The sequence below is a fragment of the Klebsiella indica genome, from assembly GCF_005860775.1.
Lineage (GTDB): Bacteria > Pseudomonadota > Gammaproteobacteria > Enterobacterales > Enterobacteriaceae > Klebsiella > Klebsiella indica.
This window is the reverse complement of sequence record NZ_VCHQ01000008.1, coordinates 88,539-106,877: the sequence shown is the minus strand read 5'-3', so window position 1 is coordinate 106,877 and position 18,339 is coordinate 88,539. Positions and strand designations below refer to the sequence as shown.

General features: G+C 55.1%; 18 protein-coding genes and 1 pseudogene. 9 read left to right on the top strand and 10 right to left on the bottom strand.

Going from position 1 to position 18,339, the window contains the following annotated elements; translation table 11 throughout:
• Positions 1 to 157: 157 nt before the first annotated feature.
• Positions 158 to 1,411, top strand: coding sequence for an N-acetylmuramoyl-L-alanine amidase AmiC (gene amiC, locus FE839_RS07105; protein ID WP_138360143.1), 1,254 nt, complete (start codon positions 158 to 160; stop codon positions 1,409 to 1,411).
• Between the two features lie 17 nt (positions 1,412 to 1,428).
• The gene (gene cobD, locus FE839_RS07100; RefSeq protein ID WP_138360142.1) at positions 1,429 to 2,517 is read left to right on the top strand and encodes a threonine-phosphate decarboxylase CobD; all 1,089 of its coding nucleotides are present in this window, start codon (positions 1,429 to 1,431) and stop codon (positions 2,515 to 2,517) included.
• A 160-nt stretch (positions 2,518 to 2,677) separates the two neighbouring features.
• Here the strand turns inward: cobD and FE839_RS07095 are convergent, their stop codons facing one another.
• Positions 2,678 to 3,430, bottom strand: a complete 753-nt coding sequence (locus FE839_RS07095) for an IclR family transcriptional regulator (RefSeq protein ID WP_138360213.1) — start codon at positions 3,428 to 3,430, stop codon at positions 2,678 to 2,680.
• 402 nt (positions 3,431 to 3,832) lie between these two features.
• On the opposite strand from FE839_RS07095, the gene FE839_RS07090 reads away from it, so the two are divergent.
• From FE839_RS07090 to FE839_RS07060, 7 genes and pseudogenes are all read left to right on the top strand, one after another.
• Positions 3,833 to 4,225 (top strand): RidA family protein, encoded by a 393-nt coding sequence (locus FE839_RS07090; RefSeq protein WP_138360141.1) that lies wholly within the window; start codon positions 3,833 to 3,835, stop codon positions 4,223 to 4,225.
• Between the two features lie 202 nt (positions 4,226 to 4,427).
• Positions 4,428 to 5,264, top strand: coding sequence for an ABC transporter substrate-binding protein (locus tag FE839_RS07085; protein WP_138360140.1), 837 nt, complete (start codon positions 4,428 to 4,430; stop codon positions 5,262 to 5,264).
• Positions 5,265 to 5,316: 52 nt separating this feature from the next.
• The gene (locus tag FE839_RS07080) at positions 5,317 to 6,054 is read left to right on the top strand and encodes an amino acid ABC transporter permease (RefSeq protein WP_138360139.1); all 738 of its coding nucleotides are present in this window, start codon (positions 5,317 to 5,319) and stop codon (positions 6,052 to 6,054) included.
• The gene (locus FE839_RS07075) at positions 6,051 to 6,695 is read left to right on the top strand and encodes an amino acid ABC transporter permease (protein ID WP_138360138.1); all 645 of its coding nucleotides are present in this window, start codon (positions 6,051 to 6,053) and stop codon (positions 6,693 to 6,695) included. Before FE839_RS07080 ends, FE839_RS07075 begins: the two co-directional genes overlap by 4 nt.
• A complete protein-coding gene (locus FE839_RS07070) occupies positions 6,692 to 7,429 on the top strand; it encodes an amino acid ABC transporter ATP-binding protein (RefSeq protein WP_138360137.1) in 738 nt (245 codons plus the stop codon). Before FE839_RS07075 ends, FE839_RS07070 begins: the two co-directional genes overlap by 4 nt.
• 11 nt (positions 7,430 to 7,440) lie before the next feature.
• A complete protein-coding gene (locus tag FE839_RS07065; protein WP_138360212.1) occupies positions 7,441 to 8,712 on the top strand; it encodes an alanine racemase in 1,272 nt (423 codons plus the stop codon).
• A 110-nt stretch (positions 8,713 to 8,822) separates the two neighbouring features.
• Positions 8,823 to 9,680: pseudogene (locus FE839_RS07060) on the top strand (IS4 family transposase); the annotation flags it as partial.
• A gap of 123 nt (positions 9,681 to 9,803) precedes the next feature.
• On the opposite strand, the gene FE839_RS07055 reads toward FE839_RS07060, so the two are convergent.
• From FE839_RS07055 to pduO, 9 genes are all read right to left on the bottom strand, one after another.
• Positions 9,804 to 10,670, bottom strand: a complete 867-nt coding sequence (locus FE839_RS07055) for an L-threonine kinase (protein WP_138360136.1) — start codon at positions 10,668 to 10,670, stop codon at positions 9,804 to 9,806.
• Between the two features lie 217 nt (positions 10,671 to 10,887).
• Positions 10,888 to 12,102 carry an acetate/propionate family kinase gene (locus FE839_RS07050; protein ID WP_138360135.1) on the bottom strand — a complete coding sequence of 405 codons (1,215 nt, stop codon included), beginning with the start codon at positions 12,100 to 12,102 and terminating at the stop codon, positions 10,888 to 10,890.
• Positions 12,087 to 12,539, bottom strand: coding sequence for a propanediol utilization protein PduV (gene pduV, locus FE839_RS07045; protein ID WP_138360211.1), 453 nt, complete (start codon positions 12,537 to 12,539; stop codon positions 12,087 to 12,089). Before pduV ends, FE839_RS07050 begins: the two co-directional genes overlap by 16 nt.
• Before the next feature lie 4 nt (positions 12,540 to 12,543).
• Complete coding sequence (gene pduU, locus FE839_RS07040; protein ID WP_138360134.1) at positions 12,544 to 12,894, bottom strand: propanediol utilization microcompartment protein PduU; 351 nt, start codon at positions 12,892 to 12,894, stop codon at positions 12,544 to 12,546.
• Entirely contained in the window at positions 12,894 to 13,448 is a 555-nt protein-coding gene (gene pduT, locus FE839_RS07035; RefSeq protein ID WP_138360133.1) for a propanediol utilization microcompartment protein PduT, read from the bottom strand. Before pduT ends, pduU begins: the two co-directional genes overlap by 1 nt.
• Positions 13,449 to 13,450: 2 nt before the next feature.
• Positions 13,451 to 14,818, bottom strand: coding sequence for a 4Fe-4S dicluster domain-containing protein (locus FE839_RS07030; RefSeq protein ID WP_138360132.1), 1,368 nt, complete (start codon positions 14,816 to 14,818; stop codon positions 13,451 to 13,453).
• A complete protein-coding gene (gene pduQ / locus FE839_RS07025) occupies positions 14,815 to 15,927 on the bottom strand; it encodes a 1-propanol dehydrogenase PduQ (protein WP_138360131.1) in 1,113 nt (370 codons plus the stop codon). The genes FE839_RS07030 and pduQ overlap by 4 nt, the downstream gene beginning before the upstream one ends.
• Before the next feature lie 11 nt (positions 15,928 to 15,938).
• The gene (gene pduP / locus FE839_RS07020; RefSeq protein ID WP_138360130.1) at positions 15,939 to 17,330 is read right to left on the bottom strand and encodes a CoA-acylating propionaldehyde dehydrogenase PduP; all 1,392 of its coding nucleotides are present in this window, start codon (positions 17,328 to 17,330) and stop codon (positions 15,939 to 15,941) included.
• Entirely contained in the window at positions 17,327 to 18,337 is a 1,011-nt protein-coding gene (pduO, locus tag FE839_RS07015) for a two-domain cob(I)yrinic acid a,c-diamide adenosyltransferase PduO (RefSeq protein ID WP_138360129.1), read from the bottom strand. The genes pduP and pduO overlap by 4 nt, the downstream gene beginning before the upstream one ends.
• Positions 18,338 to 18,339: the final 2 nt, after the last annotated feature.

The following is an 18,339-nucleotide window of genomic DNA, read 5'->3' as shown; positions in this document are numbered from 1 at the left end:
TCCGTTTTATTGGCAAACGCAAGCCCCAATTTATTGCTGAATCGGAGAAAACAGAACCCGGTTGTCAAAGATTGTTTACCCTTTTATAGATGACAGGTTATACGCCTTTCGTTAAAGTTTCCGGTCAATCTGTTTGTTTTTGTTGCTTGGGAGTGGCATGTCGGGATACAAGTCAGGATTAAGCCGCCGCCGTTTTTTACAAGGGGCAGGCGCCATGTGGTTGATGAGTGTGAGTCCGGTTGGTTTGGCTGCGACAGCGCGGGTGGTGGCTGTGCGCGTCTGGCCATCATCGACCTACACGCGCATCACGGTGGAGTCCAGCCATATCCTGAAATATCGGCAGTTTACGCTCAGTAATCCCGAGCGTCTGGTTGTGGATCTGGAAGGGGTTCATCTCAATTCAGTGCTCAAAGACATGGGAGGGCAGATTCGCCGCGACGATCCTTATATTCAGTCCGCCCGCGTCGGGCAGTTCGATCCGCAAACCGTGCGCATGGTATTCGAGTTAAAACAGGATGTGAAACCACAGCTGTTCGCCCTTGCGCCGGTTGCCGGGTTTAAAGAGCGTCTGGTGATGGATCTCTACCCCGCCAATGCCACCAATGTGCAGGATCCGCTGCTGGCGCTGCTTGAAGATTACAACAATGGCGATCTTCAACGTCAGATCCCACCAGCGGAAAGCGGCCCGAAACCGGGTAAAGCCGGGCGCGATCGGCCAATTGTTATTATGCTCGACCCCGGTCATGGCGGCGAAGATCCTGGCGCAATAGGGAAATATCGTACTCGCGAGAAAGACGTGGTGCTAAAGATTGCCCGACGGCTGCGCGCGCTGATCGAGAAAGAGGGCAATATGAAGGTCTATATGACCCGCAATGAGGATGTCTTCATTCCGCTGAAGGTTCGCGTCGCTAAGGCGCAGAAGCAGCGCGCTGACCTGTTCGTCTCTATTCACGCCGATGCGTTTACCAGTCGTCAGCCCAGCGGATCTTCGGTCTTTGCCCTGTCGACGAAAGGCGCCACCAGTGCCGCAGCCAAATATCTGGCGCAAACTCAGAACGCCTCGGACCTGATTGGCGGCGTAAGTAAAAGCGGCGATCGTTACGTCGATCACACCATGTTTGATATGGTGCAGTCGCTGACCATTGCCGACAGCCTGAAGTTTGGTAAGGCAGTGCTGGAAAAGATGGGCCATATTAATAATCTGCATAAGAACCGGGTTGAGCAGGCGGGCTTCGCGGTGCTGAAAGCGCCGGATATACCCTCAATTCTGGTGGAAACCGCGTTTATCAGCAACGTCGAAGAAGAGCGTAAATTGAAAACGGCGAAATTCCAGCAGCAAGTTGCCGAGTCGATTCTGGCAGGGATTAAAGCCTACTTCGCCGACGGCGCCACGCTGGCACGGCGAGGGTAATACGACAGGAAGGGGATATGGCTCTACTGAAGAGCGCGCATGGCGGCAATATTCGCGAGGCCGCCGCGCTATTGGGGATATCTGCACAACAGTTATTGGATTTTAGCGCCAATATTAATCCGCTGGGGATGCCGGAATGTTTAAAGCGCGCCATCATCGACAATATGGATTGCGCCGAACGTTATCCCGACGTTGAGTATCAGCAGTTGCACCTCGCGCTGGCGGAACATCACCGGATATCCGCGTCATGGATCCTCGCCGGAAATGGCGAAACCGAAGCTATTTTCACCCTCGTTCAGGGGCTGAAGCCGCGTCAGGCGATGATCATTACCCCCGGCTTTGCCGAGTATCGCCGGGCGCTGCAATCGATCGACTGCGCAGTGCGGGAGTTTTTGCTGCGTGAAGAGGATGGCTGGCAGCTAACCGAGGCTATTCTTGACGCTTTGACGCCGGATCTGGACTGCCTGTTTCTCTGTACGCCGAACAATCCTACCGGATTACTCCCCGAGCGCCGTTTGCTTGAATTCATTGCCGAGCGCTGTCAATCGCTGGGAATCGTGCTGATTCTTGATGAAGCGTTTATCGACTTTATTCCCGATGAGCCAGGGTTTATTCCGCACCTTAGCCAGAATCCGCACGTATGGGTTCTGCGTTCGCTGACCAAATTTTATGCTATTCCCGGTCTGCGTCTGGGATACCTGGTCAATAGCGATGAACGGGCGGTGGCGCGAATGCGTGAGCGTCAGATGCCGTGGTCGATAAACGCCTTTGCCGCGCTGGCGGGGGAAATTATTCTGCAGGACAGCGCCTATCAGCAGCAAACCTGGCGGTGGCTGGCTGAAGAGGGAACGAACTTTTACCATCAGTTGCGCGGCATTCCCGGTCTGACAGTCTACCCAGGCCGGGCTAACTATCTGTTTCTGCGCTGCGATGTACCTGATCTTGATCTGCAATACGCCATGCTGCAACAGCATATTCTGATCCGCAGTTGCGCCAACTATCCAGGGCTGGACGGGCGCTACTTCCGCGTTGCGATCCGTGGCGAGCGGGAAAACGGGCAACTGCTGGCGGCTTTAAGGAGGGTATTTTCCTGGCAGGTATATTAAAACGTCTGCGGCTGTTTTTATCTGCTATTCATACGTAGCCTGTTCAAAAAACAGGCTTGCCGTACAATAATTTCTGATTTCCAGACTCATCCCTTCAAGGGTAACTCAGAGAGCCAGATTTCAGGTGCATAGTGTATGTTCAATCTCATGGAACACGGGTTCAGGTGAAATCAGATAATTTATGCCCGGAAACGATCAACTCTTTCAGCAGCATCTGACGGCGCTCCTCCGGCGTATCTCGACTCACCATAAAGCAGATAGCGGCTATCGATTGCCCGTTACGAGAATGAATCGGCGCCGCCATACAGCAGGTAAAACTCTCTGACAATCCTTCGGTCAGGCAATATCCTTGCTGTCCTGCTCGATGAATATCTTCGAGGAATTCCTGCTTGTTGAGGACTTGCCCGTTTGCCAGACGGTAATCCTCTTCGGGGATGAGATCGAGAATGGCGCTGTCCGACCAATTGCTGAGCAGCAGACGACCAGTAGCCGTCCAGGTAATCGGTACCCGTACCCCGATATCAGAAGTGATTTTGAACGGGTGGGCATTACTTTCAGATAGCACGACGGTGTACTTATTTCCTTCCAGCATACATAGTTGCACTGTCTCGCCATGACGGGCTACTATCTCAACCATTAACTGATGTGAGCGGCGGATAAGGTCGTTATGCGCCATGTAATCTGCACCGTAATAGTGCATTTCTCGGCCAAAGAACACTGCGCCGTCGGCATCCAGTTCAACCAACCCGGCCTCATCAAGCAGGTTGACTAGTTCATATACGCTAGAACGCGGCGCACCAGTGGCGTCGATCAAGTCGCGCATCGCCATGGGCTGACGAGCGATATGCAACTGGCGAAAAATGTCGATAACACGGTCAACACCGCGTGCTCGCGATGACTTCTCGTTCGGCATAAGCAAATTCTCCTGATGCAGTCGGGCGGTCATGCCAGACAGTAAAAAAGAAAAGATCATACACCGAGTGTCGTCCTTAACCCATCCCTGTTAATTAAAATTTCATTACCAGAGTTTTTATTTCCTCGTTCCATTTTGGGGCCTCATTTTAGTGCATTATGTGCAAATTGATTTTTTAAATCAGGATAACAGTAGCACTTCCAGTCAGAAATTTTCTTCATTCCTTTTTATTTTTCGAAAGTAACAACATCACGAGAAATTAAATTCCTCGCGATATATTGCAAAGTCAAAAATTCTGTGCAAATCTTGCTCTATCTGATACTTCAGATTTAAGTCTGATATATCAGACAGTGGTGGATCGGTACTAATGGGTATTCTCAAAACAAAAAGGAGCAGCGTTACATGACGATTAAGCGTTATGGCATTGAAGGTGGCACCGGCACTGGTGGCCAGAGACTGCCGTTCGCGCGGGCCGTTGAGGCCGATGGCTGGCTCTATATCTCAGGCCAGACACCGATGCGCGAGGGAGAAGTAGTGGAAGGAGGTATCATCGAACAGACGCAACTGGCGTTTGACAACTGTCTCACCATCATGCGGGAAGCAGGTTATCGCGTGGAGGATGTAGTGCATGTGACTGCGGTATTAACAGATGCGCGTTATTTCAGTTCATTTAATAAAGTATTCAGTGAGATATTCCGTGATAATCCACCAGCGCGTATTTGTAGCGTACAGAATTTAGTGGTTGACTGCAAAGTAGAAGTGGATATGAAATGTTTTCGCATCGACCATAAATAATTAAGACAGTTAAAATAGGCTGCGCGTTTCTATTTCTTTCCTCATCAATACCAGGACAGCCTGTTATTAATTGATGCTTTTCCTTTTTCATTAGCAATATTCCGAAATAATCAACGCTGCCGCTGCGCAGGTGAACGTCTGACTTACTAACGGATGACACGGTATTACGCCGTCTCGTTAAACATTAAAAGAGAGCATAAAAATGAATGCAACATCACTGAAATTAAGTGCCAAAGCACTGGCGGGCGCGCTGGTATTGCTTACTGTTGCGGGCTGTACGCCGAACGAAGAGAAAAAAGAGGCTGGTGCTGCACCACAGTCTGCGCTGCAAACCGTGCTGCAGCGCGGCACGCTGCGCGTAGGTGACTGCCTGAGCTTTGCCCCGTTTGGTTTTTACGATAAAGACGGCAATCCGGATGGTTATGACGTCGATTTGGCCAAAGCGCTGGCTAAAGAGATGGGCGTCAAACTGGAAATGGTCAACACCACCAGCGCCAACCGCATCCCTAACCTGCAAACCAATAAAGTCGACGTGGTGTTCTGTAACTTCACCCGCAATCTGGAGCGCGCTAAAGAGATTGGTTTCACGAACCCTTATGTTGTGGCAAGTGAAGCGATGCTGGTACGCAAAAGCAGCAGTATTCAGTCCGCACATGATATGGCCGGAAAAACCATTGCCACTGTGAAAGGTTCCACCAACGGCGACGAAGTGCGCAACCTCGGCATAGACGTGAAAATTCAGGAGTACGACTCCTCTCAGGCAGCAATCCTTGCGGTGAAACAGGGACAGGCTGATGCCATGATCGAAGATAACAACTTCCTCGCCTATCAGGCGAAACTCGATCCGTCTCTAACCGTTACCAACGAAGCGCTGGTACCGCTGGAGTACAACGCCTTCGGTGTGAAACAGGGGGACCAGGTATGGATCAACTATCTGAATGAATTCCTTTTTGAAATTAACGCCTCCGGCGAGAACGCCCGGCTGTATGAGAAGTGGTTCGGCAGTAAACCGCGCTACTCGCTGAATCCGCAATACTGATTGTTCGCCACGGCGCAGCCGCTGATGCTGCGCCGATTTAAGGAGTCACACTATGAGTTATCAATGGCTAACCTTGTGGCGCTACGCCGACACCTTTCTGGACGCAGCGTGGCTAACTCTGCAAGTCACGCTGCTGGCATTTGTACTGGCAGTGGTACTTGGCCTGCTATCCGCGCTGGCGAAATCCTCGCAGTTGGCACCGCTACGCTGGCTCAGTCACTGCTACGTCGAGTTCATCCGCAACACGCCGGTGCTGCTGCAAATCTTCATCATCTTTTTTGGCCTGCCGTCGCTGGGTATTACCATGAGCGCCTTTACCGCAGGAGTACTGGCGCTGGGGATTAACGTGGGCGCCTACCTGTCGGAAACCTTCCGCGCAGGAATTCAGTCGGTAGCGAAGGGCCAACTGGAAGCTGCGTATATCCTCGGTATTCCGCGCCGACAAATCTTTCTCAGTGTGGTGCTGCCGCAGGCAGCGCGCGCAGTGTGGCCTGCCATTATTAATAATCTTATTCAGCTACTGCTTGGTACTTCGCTGCTCTCAGCCATCGCGTTGCCGGAGCTGACCGGCACCGCAACGGTGATCAATGCGCGTACCCTGCTGTACATCCAGACCTTCAGCGTTGTTGCTCTGGTCTATCTGGTGCTGAGTAACCTGTTCTCCTGGCTTGGCATCATGGCTGGACGCCGGATGTTCCATCCGCCGCTGGTGATGCCGGTAAAAAAGCCCGGCCGGCAATGGGCAAGAAAATGGCTGATTAACCCAGTAAAACAGGAGAATGTGCTATGAGTGAACTTATCATTAGCTCACTGCCAATTCTGCTGAAAGGATTGGGCGTCACTTTACTGCTCTCCATTGCCGCTATTATCGGCAGCACATTGCTAGGTTTACTGGCGGCGCTGTTACGCACGAGCCGTTTGCCGGTTGCCAGACAGATCGCCGTGCTCTATACGGAATTGTTTCGTGGAACGCCGGTACTGATCACGCTAATGTTTATCTACTTCGGCGTGGCTTACTTCGGTTATGAAATCAATCTGTTCGCTGCAGGTATCCTTGGCCTGAGTATTTATCAGGGCGCTTATATCGCCGAAGTATTTCGCGGGGGTATTGAAGCCGTACCTAAAGGCCAATGGGAAGTGTCGTGGATTCTCGGCCTGTCGAAGCGTCAGACATTTCTTAGCGTGATTTTGCCTCAGACGCGCGGCATCGTGTTGCCTCCTCTGGTAGGTCAGTATCTTTCGCTGATAAAAGATACGTCGATTGTCAGCATGATTGGCATGTCAGAATTGATGCACCAGGGCCAGGCGATTGTCGATCGCATCGGCCAGCCAGTAGTGATTTACGGTCTGGTCGCCCTGTTGTACTTCGTTGTCTGCTTTCCGATTTCCCGTTGTGTTCAACATTATCAAACCAGGAGCCAGTTATCATGAGAAAATCCGCCATTACGCTGAGCCGGATTACCAAATCCTTTGGCTCAACCAAGGTGCTGAAAGAGATCAGCCTCGATGTTTCACCCGGCGAAGTCCTGGTGCTGATTGGCGCATCCGGCTCCGGAAAAAGTACTGTGTTACGCATTATGAGTGGGCTGGAAACCGCCGATGGTGGGGAAATCTGGGTTAATGAAGTGCCGCTACATGACCGCAAACGCAGCAGTGAAATCTGTGGCCACGTTGGCATGGTGTTTCAGCAGTTCAATCTCTTTCCCCATAAAACCGCGCTCGGTAACGTGACGCTGGCGCTGATTAAAGCGCAGAAACTGTCCGAGGCTGAAGCCAATAAACGCGGCCTGGCGGCCCTGGAGCGTGTGGGGCTGGCTGAGCGCGCGCATCATTATCCGGCCCAGCTTTCCGGTGGTCAGCAGCAGCGCGTGGCGATTGCTCGCGCGCTGGCTGTGGAGCCGAAAATTATGTTTTTTGATGAGGCGACTTCCGCCCTCGATCCCGAACTCGTCGGCGAAGTGATGGAGGTGATGCGCAGCCTGGCGCGTGAAGGCATGACCATGGTGGTGGTCACCCACGAGATGGGGTTTGCGCGTAAAACCGCTGATCGAGTGGTGTTTATGGATCAAGGCGTGATAGCCGAGCAGGGTTCTCCGGAGCAGATTTTTGTCAATCCGCAGAATCCGCGCACCCAACAGTTCTTATCACGCGTGCTTGAACACTGACAGGAGGCATGATGTCGATTCACTTTCCATTGCAGGCGGACGGAGCGCTAGATGCGCTGCAGCCTGCGCCGCGTTTTAAATCAGTCGCCGGAACTGGCAATCAGTCACTGACTAACGGCACGTCGATATTTAACAGCTCCGAGGTGTTTTCCCCACTGATGCTGATGAAGCAATCAGCACTGGAGAATAATCTTCGTCAACTGGCAGATTTTTGCCGTGAACAAGGTGTCATGCTGGCGGCTCATGGTAAGACATCAATGTCTCCTGCGATCCTGCGCCGCGCCGTCACTGAAGGTGGCGCCTGGGGATTGAGTGCTGCAACTCCTGCTCAGGTTCGCGCCTTGAGACAATTCGGCATTCGTAATGTTCTCCTCGCTAATGAACTGGTCGACCCCGGTGGTATTAGCTGGATCGGCGAATGGCAAAAAGAGCATCCAGACCATAGTTTCCTTTGCTACGTTGATTCTCTGCAGGGAGTACGTTTGCTGGAGCAGCATCTCGGCGACAGTCGCATTTCGGTGCTACTGGAGATGTCGGTCAGTGGGGGACGTACCGGCTGCCGATCATTGGATGAAGCGCTGAAGATTGCCGCCGCTATTGCCGTCAGCCCTTCTCTGCAACTAGTGGGCGTCGCGGGTTATGAAGGCGCGCTCGGTGCCGGACGTGATGCTGCAGGTGTGCAGCGAGTAAAAGATTACTGTCAGATGCTGATCGTTACGGCGGAGATGCTGGCCGAAAATCAGCTTTTTTCCAGCCAGCATATTATCCTCAGTGCTGGCGGCGGTGCGTGGTTTGACGTGGTCTCAGCGTGTTTTACGGCCGCGAACCTGCCGCTGCCAGTGACGCCACTGATTCGATCCGGCGCTTACATGGCGCATGATAGCGGACTGTATGCGCGTATCGCACCTTTTGCTCAGCCCGGCGCCACGCATCATTTCACCGCCGCACTGGAGATCTGGGGACGGGTGTTATCGCGCCCTGAGCCTGGGTTGGCTTTTATCGATTTCGGCCGCCGTGATGTGCCGTTCGATCAAGATCTGCCGAATCCGCTGTGGGTACGGAATGTCGATGGCAGCGCCCCTCGTGCGGCTTCTGGCATGAGCATCAGTGAGGTGAACGATCAGCATGCGTATTTGTTGCTGCCGGAAGAGGACGCCTTAAAGCCCGGCGACTGGATAGGCTGCGGTATTTCACATCCCTGTACTGCATTCGATAAATGGCGCTACTTGCCATTGGTGGATGATGATTATTTCGTCACAGATTCACTGGAAACCGCATTCTGAATGAGACATGGGGTCGTAATGGCGCGATATACCGCGCAGTTTTAGAGAGAATATCCTATGAATGATGAAGTGAACTGTCCCGTCAGTTCTTAAATGCCACGACACCCAGACTGATCTGTGACGGGCGTTCGATACCACTGTTAAGCTGGATAGTTCCTTCGGAAAAACAGCAGAATGTACAGATACGGCAAGCTTTCCTTGATGCTCTTGCAGCTGCTGTTAATCCTCAGGCCAGAGTCATCATCGTGACCGATGCAGGCTTCCAGAATGCGTGGTTCCGGCACATCAAATCACCCGGCTGGGATTTTATCGGACGTATCAGAGGTAATATCCAGATGCGACTGAACAGCAAAGGTGAATGTTGGTTAAGACGTCAGGAATTACAGGCCAGCAGCAAACCAGAATATCTGGGGCCGGGAACACTTGCCCGCTCAGAATATGCCCGATGTGATGGTCATTTTTATCTGCAAAAAAAAGAGCCGAAAGGCCGAAAAAACAAACGGACCAAAGGGAAACCCGGTTCCCCCACAACAGAAAAAGAGCAACGAATATCAGCAAAAGAGCCGTGGCTTATCTTCAGCAGTACAGATGAATTCAGGCCACGGGAAATCATGAAGTTATACAGTCGTCGCATGCAGATAGAACAGAACTCCCGGGATGAAAAAAGCGAGCGCTTCGGGTTCGGTCTGCGAGCCAGTTCCAGCCACTCAGCGGGAAGGATGCTTGTCCTGAGCCTGCTGGCAACGCTGAGTACAATAGTTCTGTGGCTTATTGGTTATCACGCTGAAAATAAAGGATTACATCTGAGATATCAGGCCAACAGCATTAAATCTCGCCGTATTATCTCGCATCTGACGTTAGCGGAGAATGTCTTACGACACTCGCCGCTAATATTAAGGCGAATGGTGCTGAGCACCGTTCTTAACCACCTCGCCAGAGCCTATCGAAATATGGTGCTGGTTTATTAGCGCTGATTTATGGGGATCCCTCAGCCCTTTGGGGGCGAGAGAAATGCCCCAGACCGTTCACACGCAGTGAGTATGATGAACGCTCTCGTAACGGAATAGCCTGCAGAACAACGCAGGGCGGCGTTACCGTAGTTCGACACCGCCCTGTACCATGCGCAGCAGGTGCCGTACCGGCCAGTGTTTACTGAACGGCTTCCCATCCAGACGCCGCTGGAGTGAGTCGATATCGTGGCGTCGGCGGTCGAGCATCAGGCCGACAACGCTGCCGCTGTGGGCCACGTTTAGGCCGTATAAATCACACTCTTCTACCAGCGCAAGCAGCGCATCAAACCCCGGTTTTGGCAGCAGATGCTGGCTGGCGATGGCGCTGAGCGTCGCCGCTTCTCCCATACGTCGCGGGTTATCCGTCCGGCAGGCCTGCTGGACTTTCTCCCAGGCCTGTTGCAGGGCGGCGGAATGGGCGCGCAGTTTTTCAAGCCGGGGCAGGCGATGATAATCCGTGGTCAGTATCGTCCGCGGGCTTTCCAGCACCAGCAGATCGAGCTGCGGCTGGGAGTGGCAGGCAATTTGCGTTGCCGCAGTGTTGTGATCGAACAGGGTGAGATGGCGAAACAGGGTGCTGTCGGTGGGTTCCAGCGATACGCAAAGCCGGGCCAGTGTTGTTTCATCCAGCGCGTGGCCGAGATGGTGCGCGGTGGCCACCGCCGTCGCGGCGATATCCGCGGTGCTGCTGGCCATGCCTTTAGCGACAGGGATTGTGGAACAAATGTCGATGCGAATTTCGTTGCTCAGTTCAGCAGGATAGTGCCAGTAGCTTAACAGCCGCTCGACCATCGCCCGCGAAAGCGGGCGTTCATCGGCGCGCGGCGCACCATAATCCACTTCGACGGTGCTGTACCAGTCAACGGGACAGGAGACCAGCTTCTCGCTGCCGAGGATCCAGCCCTGAATGAGTTCGCCGCAGGAGGCGGGACATTGCGCTACAGCCACGTTTTCACCTTTTTACCCGTCATACTTCACGCTACATATGCATTGGCTTCACAGTGACTCATCTCATCCATAAGCTTCGCCCATAGAGGCCCGCGCAAACGCGTCCAAATGTCCTGTAACCTGGATTATTTAGGGTAAAGCATCAGAATTTAAAACGCATAGTGTCATGCCGATCCCGCTATTACCATGATTCACCGCAATTTGACGGATGGCGAACTCAGGCTGAAGCGGTCAATGGCGATATTTCAGGTAGCGCTATACGCATCACATCGCGGGCAATCATCAGCTCTTCATTGGTATTAATGACCGCCACGTTGACCAGCGCATTGTCTGCCTGGATAAAGGTGGCGTTGCGCTGGTTTTTCTCTTCATCAATCGACAGCCCGAGGAAGTTCAGATTGTGGCAGATGGCGCTCCTGGCGCGGGCTGAGTTTTCGCCGATGCCACCGGTAAAGATCAACGCATCAAGCCCTCCCATCTGCATGATGTAGCTGCCAATGGTGGCACGGATGCGCTCGGCAAACAGAGTGAGCGCCAGCTTTGCTCTGGCATTTCCGCTATCTGCCGCCTGTTCGACGTCGCGATAGTCGTGCGAGACGCCGGAAACCCCAAGCAGACCGGATTCGTTATTCAGGAGATGATTGAGTTGTTCTGGCGTTTTACCTTCGTGAAGCGCCAGCCACGGTAAAATTGACGGGTCAATATCGCCGCTGCGGGTACCCATCATCACGCCGGACTGCGGCGTGAAGCCCATCGACGTATTTACCGAGCGTCCGCTTTTGATGGCGCAAACGCTGCTACCGTTGCCCAGATGACAGCACACCACGCGCAGGGCGCTCAGCGGCACGCCCAGCTTTTCCGCCAGCGTCGCGCTCACATACTTATGGCTGGTGCCGTGGAAGCCATAGCGGCGAATACCCAGTTCGCTGTAGTAGCGCCAGGGAAGTGGATAGATAAAGGCGCGCTCGTCCAGGGTCTGGTGAAAAGCGGTATCAAACACAGCGACCGACGGCGTAGTGGGTAACAACTGGCGAAAGACCTTAATTCCCAGCGCGTTAACCGGGTTATGTAGCGGCGCCAGCTCCGCCAGACGCTCAATTTCACTCAAGGTTTCATCGGTGACCCGCGTTGAATCTTTAAAACGTTCCCCGCCATGCGCCACGCGGTGACCAACGCCGTCAATATCCTGCAGGCTCTGAATAATGCGGTAATCGAGAAGCTTTTCCAGCAACAATGTGACGGCTTCGCGATGATCGGCGACCGGCGCCGATTCCTGCCATTTCTGCGCGGACGTTTTGATCGTCACCTCGGCGTTTGCCATCCCGATACGTTCAATCAGCCCCTGACAAAGGGTATCGCCCTGCGGCATCGCCAGCAGTTGAAATTTCAGTGATGAGCTACCGGCGTTAATGGCTATTATTTTGTAAGACATAAAGGTTCCTTCGAATGCAGAAAGGCCAGTACGGCTTCAAGTCCTGAGTGATTGAGCGCGCTGGTAATAAAAACCTGCTGCGCGCCCGCCTGTTTAAGCCACTCTCCAACTTGCGAAATAAGCTGCGGGTCGGCCAGGTCAGCTTTGGTGACCAGGCCAATAACCGGGCGGTTCATTGGCCCGGTAAACCCCGGAGAAAATGGCGACCACTGAGCGTCGGCATTGAGTACCAGGGCGATAACGTCGGCCTCGCAGGCGCTGGTCAGCAGGGCGCTATAAAGGCAGCGGTTCTCCAGATATTCACCCGGTGTATCGATTGCCATCGGCGACCATTCAATGGCCTGAGTTTTCTTATAATGGAGCGCGTCACCGCGCAGGCTTTGAGTCAGCGACGTTTTCCCGCACTGGCTGGGACCGATAAACATCAGGCGTTTCATCATGTTATGTCCTGGTTATCGCGCAGGTAGTGAACTGCATCATTTCGCCCAGCGTGCGCGTTACCTGCTTGAGGGCATATTCGACGGCGGAAACATCGCCGGTCAGCACCACGGCGCCGGTAAAGCGGTCAAGAAAACCAATCTCCACCGCGCCGGATTTAGTGGCGATATCGCAGGCGATAATGGAGGCCTCGCTGGGCGTAATGGTGAGGATGCCAATAGCCGAGACCGCATCCGGCAGGCCCAGTTTCTTAAACAGATCCTTTCCGGGATTGGCAATCAGGTGCGCGAGGGTAACCTGCTTCCCGGGAACGTATTCCTGGATCATCCGCTCCGTTGTTGGCTGTTTTTCCATTACCCCTCCACCATCTGTCGCCACATGGCTTCATGGGGGCGCGGGATCACCGAACGGTAAACCAGCAATCCTTTTTCGCCGGCGCTTTCGCTGGCAACCGTCACGGCGTTGTTAACGTCGGAAATATCGCCCGCCACGACCATGTAGCATTTACCGCCGATACCGAACGCCATATGCACCCGCACGAGGATAACGTTTGAGGCTTTTACCGCCCGGTCTGCGGCGCTGATGCAGGCCGCAACGCTCCAGGTTTCGACGATACCTACGGCCTGGCGCTGGTCGACGCTGTTCAGGCCGCTAATGGCCGGAAGCACGCTGGGATGAATATTCGCCAGCACCAGGCTGTCGACGAGCATCTCGCCGGCCTGGGAGGCGCCGGTTTCAATGGCCTGCTGGATCGCACCGATATCGCCGCCGAGCATAAGTAAAAACTTACCCGGGCAGATGGTTTTGCTGACCAGCAGATTGACGTTGGCGCTTTTCAGCATCGTATCGCCGAGCTCCATTCCTTTCGCGATACTGGTGAGTTCTAAAATTCCTATAGCCTGGGACATGGTTAACCTCTTACAACCGTGATGGCCTGTTCGCTGATCGCCGAAACAATGCCGTCAATACTGGCGTGAATCGGGGCGCCTAATGCGTCCGCCGGGATATCGGCAACGCATTGCCCGCGCGTGACGCGCTCTCCCGGCGTGACCTTCGGCACCGCGCTGGCGCCAATATGCTGACGTAGCAGCAGAGTGACTTTTTCTACCGTCGGCTGCGCTTCGCGCAGTGGGGCTTCCTGATACCAGGGACTTAACCCCAGTTTGGCGATCAGCCGTTTCACCGGCACCAGACGATATTTCGCCATCTCATCGGCCGGATAGAGCGGCCCCTGATAACGCTGGTTTTGCGCCCGCAACTGCTGTTTCAGCATGCGGTTGATGCGCATTGGCGAGATCCCCACCGGACAGGCTACGCTTTCGCAAACGTTGCATTCTGAACAGGTGAGGGCGCTAAGCAGTAGCTGCGGCGTGGCGGCCTGCTGAAAGTTCACCGCTCGCACCAGCAGATGCGGAGAGAGCTCGTGACCAATCAGGTACCTCGGGCAGAGATCGGTGCACAGGCGGCACTGTTCGCAGACGGTGCGCGCGACGGAAAGCACCGTGCGTTCGTCCTGCATCCTTCGCTGGATAAGGGGATGGCTGTCAGGCAGCACCAGTAGACCGCCGGTGGTTTTCGTCACCGGCGAGTCCAGAGACGTGAGCAGGCTGCCCATCATTGGACCGCCGTTAATAAAACCAGGATTGGCGACCGTCGCGCCGCCCGCCAGCGCCAGCACTTCACGCAGCGACATGCCGATGGGGACGGTGACGGTCAGCGCTCTTGCGACCGCGCCGTTAACCGTCAGCGTGCGGCGGGTGACCGGAAACTGTTGCTCGACAGCCCGGGCAATATTCAGCACGGTTTGCACGTTATTGACGACCACTCCGACGCTGGCCGGTAGCGCGGCAGGCGCGACCCGGCGGCCGGTGGCCAGCCAGATGGTCAGCACCTCATCCCCCGCCGGATAAACATCCTGCAGGATATGCAGACGGATACCGGCGGGCAGCAGCGGGGTGAGCGCGTCAATGGCTCGCTGATATTTGGCTTTCAGAGCGATCACGCCTTCACGCGCGCCGGTCGCCGTCATTGCATATTGCACGCCGCGCACAAGGCGTGAAGCCTGCTGCCACATCAGTTGCTGGTCCACCTTGAGCATCGGTTCGCACTCAGCGGCGTTAACCAGAAAGATCTCCACCTCCGCCTGCAGTTTAACGTGAGCGGGAAAACCCGCGCCCCCTGCGCCGACTACGCCCGCCACGCGAACACGCTGGCGAATTTCATCGGCGCTATGGGACTGGGCTACCGGCGTTTCGACGACATTGGCAGCGGTACTCATAGCAGTTCCTCCAGCAGTTCCTGGATTTCCCCGGCGCTGGCCGGACGCGGGTTAGTGCGTAATGTGACGTCAGCCAGCGCAGCCTGTACCATTGCCGGAATGTGCGCGGAAAATTGTGATCGCCCTTGTTTGAGCGCGACGGCCAGTGAGGGGATCGCGCAGCGCTGTTTGAGTTGTTCGATTTGCTTAATCAGGGCGTTTATCGCCGCGATGTCATTGGTTTCGGCCGGGCAAAAACCACAGGCTTTAGCCAGCCGCACGTAGCGTTTGGCGGCGCGAGGATCGCCGGCGTTAAAGCGGATAACCGTGGTTAACAGCAGCGCGTTAGCCAGCCCGTGCGGCAGATGAAACTGCCCGCCGAGCTGGTGGGCCAGAGCGTGATTAAGCCCCAGTCCCGCCTGACTGAACGCCATTCCTGCGAGGGTTGAGGCGTTGTGCATTTTTCCCCGCGTCGCTACGCAGTCGCCTTTTTCCACTGCGGTGGGCAGATACTGGAACACCAGCCTGGCGGCTTTTTCCGCCAGCGCATCGGTAAAATCGCTGGCCTGCGGCGAGACCCAGGCTTCCAGGGCGTGGGTCAGGACATCCATTCCGGTATTCGCCGTAATTTGCGGCGGCACGCTGACTACCAGTTCCGGGTCGAGGATCGCCATATCCGGGTACAGCGCATTGTGGAATAGCGGGTATTTGATACCTTTATCCGGGTCGCTAATCACGCAAGCGCTGGTCACTTCCGAGCCGGTACCGCTGGTGGTGGGTATCGCCACGCAGGTTTCGATGTCAATGCCGGACTGCTTGCTGAACCAGACGATCGCTTTCGCCGCATCCATTGCCGAACCGCCGCCGAAACCAATCACCACCTGCGGATGCAGGGCCTGCATCTGCGCAATGCCCTGCACTACGGTATGGATAGTGGGGTCAGGCGTTATTTCGCTAAAAACGCTGATGCGGTTATCTGTGGGTAGCGCGTCGCGCAGGGTTTCCAGTAGCGGCGAACGGGCAAGAAATCCATCGCAGATTATCCAGATATGTTTGTTGGTAAAGCGCTTGAGTACCGCCAGACTTCCCTGACCGCTGTACAACCGCGTTTGTAGTGCGAAAGTATTCATTACAGCCTCAATTAGCGGATAGAAAAACCGTTGGTCAACACGCAGCGCCGGGAGCGGGCAAAGGTGCGCGCCGATGTTGTTCCTTCGCCGGTTGGCGTGGCGATTGTGAAGGTCGTAAAGCCTTCGCCGCCGACGCCGATCCCGGCATAAGAGGGGCCGTTTTTGACGAATATTGAGGTTTGCAACGTGCGGGCCGCGAGGTTCAGGCGCGACACGTTCTGCGAGTGCATGATCGCGGTATGATGCAGGCCCTCTTCGACCTTCAGCGCCAGCGCCAGCGCGCTATCGAAGTCGCTGACTTTCACTATCGGCAGCATTGGCATCAGTTGTTCGCTGGTAACCCACGGATCGTCGGCGTTCACCAGCGCAATCAGCAGACGCGGCGCTTTAGCCGGGACGGCGAGCCCGGCAGCTTCCAGCATCGCCGAAGGGCTTTTCCCGACCAGCTTTTTATTGGCCTGGCCCTCTGGCAGGCAGGCGGCGCGGAGTTTGTCGGTATCCGCAGGGCTCAACAGCAGCGCGCCGAAAGTTTGCATTTGCTGTACCAGACGTTCGGCGATGCTCTCCACCACAATCAGGCTTTTTTCGGCAATGCAGGGCAGGTTGTAATCAAATGAGGCGCCGTTAATGATATCTTCCGCCGCTTTCACCAAGTCGGCGGTTTCATCCACAATACAGGGCGGGTTGCCTGCACCTGCGCCAATCACTTTTTTACCGCTCTTCATGCCCATTGCCACAATACCGGGGCCGCCGGTAATAGCCAGAACGGCGATCCGTGGATGGGCCATCATCTGCTGGGTGGCTTCGAAAGTCGGTTCCGCCACGGTGACCAGCAGATTGCGGATGCCGCAGCAGCGGAAGGCAATCTCTTCAATCATACTAATCAGCTTGAGGGAGACCTTTTTTGCCCCCGGATGCGGGCTAAAGTAGACGCTGTTGCCTGCCGCCAGCATGCTGATACTGTTATTAATGATGGTTTCTGTCGGGTTGGTGCTCGGCGCGACCGACCCGATGACGCCAAACGGCGAGTACTCAAATAGCACCATGCCGCCATCGCCGGTCAGCGCGGTGGTGGTGAGATCTTCTACGCCTGGCGTGTTGTCCAGCGCGGCCTTATTTTTGAGGAATTTATCTTCTTTGTTGCCCATCCCGGTTTCGCTGGCGCTCTCTTCCGCCAGCGCGATCAGATGCGGCGTCAGCTCCTGACGGATGGCGCTGATGATGGCACTGCGGGTTTTCAGCGGGCACTGCTGATAACGCAGGAATGCCTGGTGTGCGGCGTCGATAGCCTCGTCGACGGACGGGAAAATTCCTTTGCCCTGAATCTGGCCCGGCGTGTGCGCTGGCGTTAATTGTTCGCTGATAATCGTGCGAATAAGGGTTTCGAGTTCGGAAGTATTCATTGATGAGTTCCCACGTTAATGGCCGCGATGGCGCTCTGTGCTATATCCATGTCCTGCTCAACGCTGCCGCCGCTGATACCAAGACCCCCAATCAACTGGCCGTTGCGCCAGAGGGTGTAACCGCCGCCAAAGGTGACCACTTTCCCTTGTAAATGGCTTTCCAGACCATAAAGCGCGGCGCCGGGCTGTACGACGTCGCTCAGTTCATGGGTCGCCTTTTTCATTGCGACTGCAGTCCAGGCCTTTTTCGGCGCCAGTTCGCTGCTGACCAGCAGGGCATCCGGCATTCTCCAGGTCACGGTTTCCGTACCGTGCGCGTCAACGATGCTGATAACTACTGGAATCTGCAGCAGCTGCGCGCGTTCAACGGCTGCGCGGATAAGCTGGTGCAAATCATGGAATGATAGGCACACAGGTGTCGTCTCCTGGCAGGGGGTCGGCTGGCTGGCGGCCAGATAGCGCTTGCTGACTTCACGGATGATGTCGTTCTGGTGAGCATCGCTATCTTCGGCGCGGGCCAGAGCGTACAGACAGTCGGATAAGCGGTTGATATAGCCCATCAGCACCTGGCGCACATTGACTTCGGCCGCCAGCTCAACCAGCCGACGTTCGGCCCGGCGGGCCAGTGTGCGGGCGAAATGCAGGCGGCTGGCGGCTTCGCAGCGGCCGGGTAAAATAAAGCTGTGCAGGGGGTCGACGCGGGCCATTGCCCGATCGATGGCGGCTTCCAGAGCGGCGATCTCTTCGCTACTGATATAACGCTGTTTCGGCGACGGCTGCTCGCTGTCACTGGCCAGCTCTGCGCTAAACCAAAAAATTTGCTGCTGGATGGCTTCAAGTAGGGCGCGGTGGTTTGCATCCGCGACGGAGCAGACGCACAGGCTCAGCGCGGCGTTCAGCTCATCCAGCGTGCCGTAGGCTTCAACTCGCGGGTGCGTTTTGCTCACCCGTTGGCCGGTAAAGAGTGATGTGGTGCCTGCGTCACCTGTACGGGTATAAATCGCCATAA

Coding starts and splice junctions, on each gene's coding strand:
- amiC (WP_138360143.1), top strand. CDS start 158: ATGTCGGGATACAAGTCAGGATTAAGCCGCCGCCGTTTTTTACAAGGG.
- cobD (WP_138360142.1), top strand. CDS start 1,429: ATGGCTCTACTGAAGAGCGCGCATGGCGGCAATATTCGCGAGGCCGCC.
- FE839_RS07095 (WP_138360213.1), bottom strand. CDS start 3,430: ATGCCGAACGAGAAGTCATCGCGAGCACGCGGTGTTGACCGTGTTATC.
- FE839_RS07090 (WP_138360141.1), top strand. CDS start 3,833: ATGACGATTAAGCGTTATGGCATTGAAGGTGGCACCGGCACTGGTGGC.
- FE839_RS07085 (WP_138360140.1), top strand. CDS start 4,428: ATGAATGCAACATCACTGAAATTAAGTGCCAAAGCACTGGCGGGCGCG.
- FE839_RS07080 (WP_138360139.1), top strand. CDS start 5,317: ATGAGTTATCAATGGCTAACCTTGTGGCGCTACGCCGACACCTTTCTG.
- FE839_RS07075 (WP_138360138.1), top strand. CDS start 6,051: ATGAGTGAACTTATCATTAGCTCACTGCCAATTCTGCTGAAAGGATTG.
- FE839_RS07070 (WP_138360137.1), top strand. CDS start 6,692: ATGAGAAAATCCGCCATTACGCTGAGCCGGATTACCAAATCCTTTGGC.
- FE839_RS07065 (WP_138360212.1), top strand. CDS start 7,441: ATGTCGATTCACTTTCCATTGCAGGCGGACGGAGCGCTAGATGCGCTG.
- FE839_RS07050 (WP_138360135.1), bottom strand. CDS start 12,102: ATGTCTTACAAAATAATAGCCATTAACGCCGGTAGCTCATCACTGAAA.
- pduV (WP_138360211.1), bottom strand. CDS start 12,539: ATGAAACGCCTGATGTTTATCGGTCCCAGCCAGTGCGGGAAAACGTCG.
- pduU (WP_138360134.1), bottom strand. CDS start 12,894: ATGGAAAAACAGCCAACAACGGAGCGGATGATCCAGGAATACGTTCCC.
- pduT (WP_138360133.1), bottom strand. CDS start 13,448: ATGTCCCAGGCTATAGGAATTTTAGAACTCACCAGTATCGCGAAAGGA.
- FE839_RS07030 (WP_138360132.1), bottom strand. CDS start 14,818: ATGAGTACCGCTGCCAATGTCGTCGAAACGCCGGTAGCCCAGTCCCAT.
- pduQ (WP_138360131.1), bottom strand. CDS start 15,927: ATGAATACTTTCGCACTACAAACGCGGTTGTACAGCGGTCAGGGAAGT.
- pduP (WP_138360130.1), bottom strand. CDS start 17,330: ATGAATACTTCCGAACTCGAAACCCTTATTCGCACGATTATCAGCGAA.
- pduO (WP_138360129.1), bottom strand. CDS start 18,337: ATGGCGATTTATACCCGTACAGGTGACGCAGGCACCACATCACTCTTT.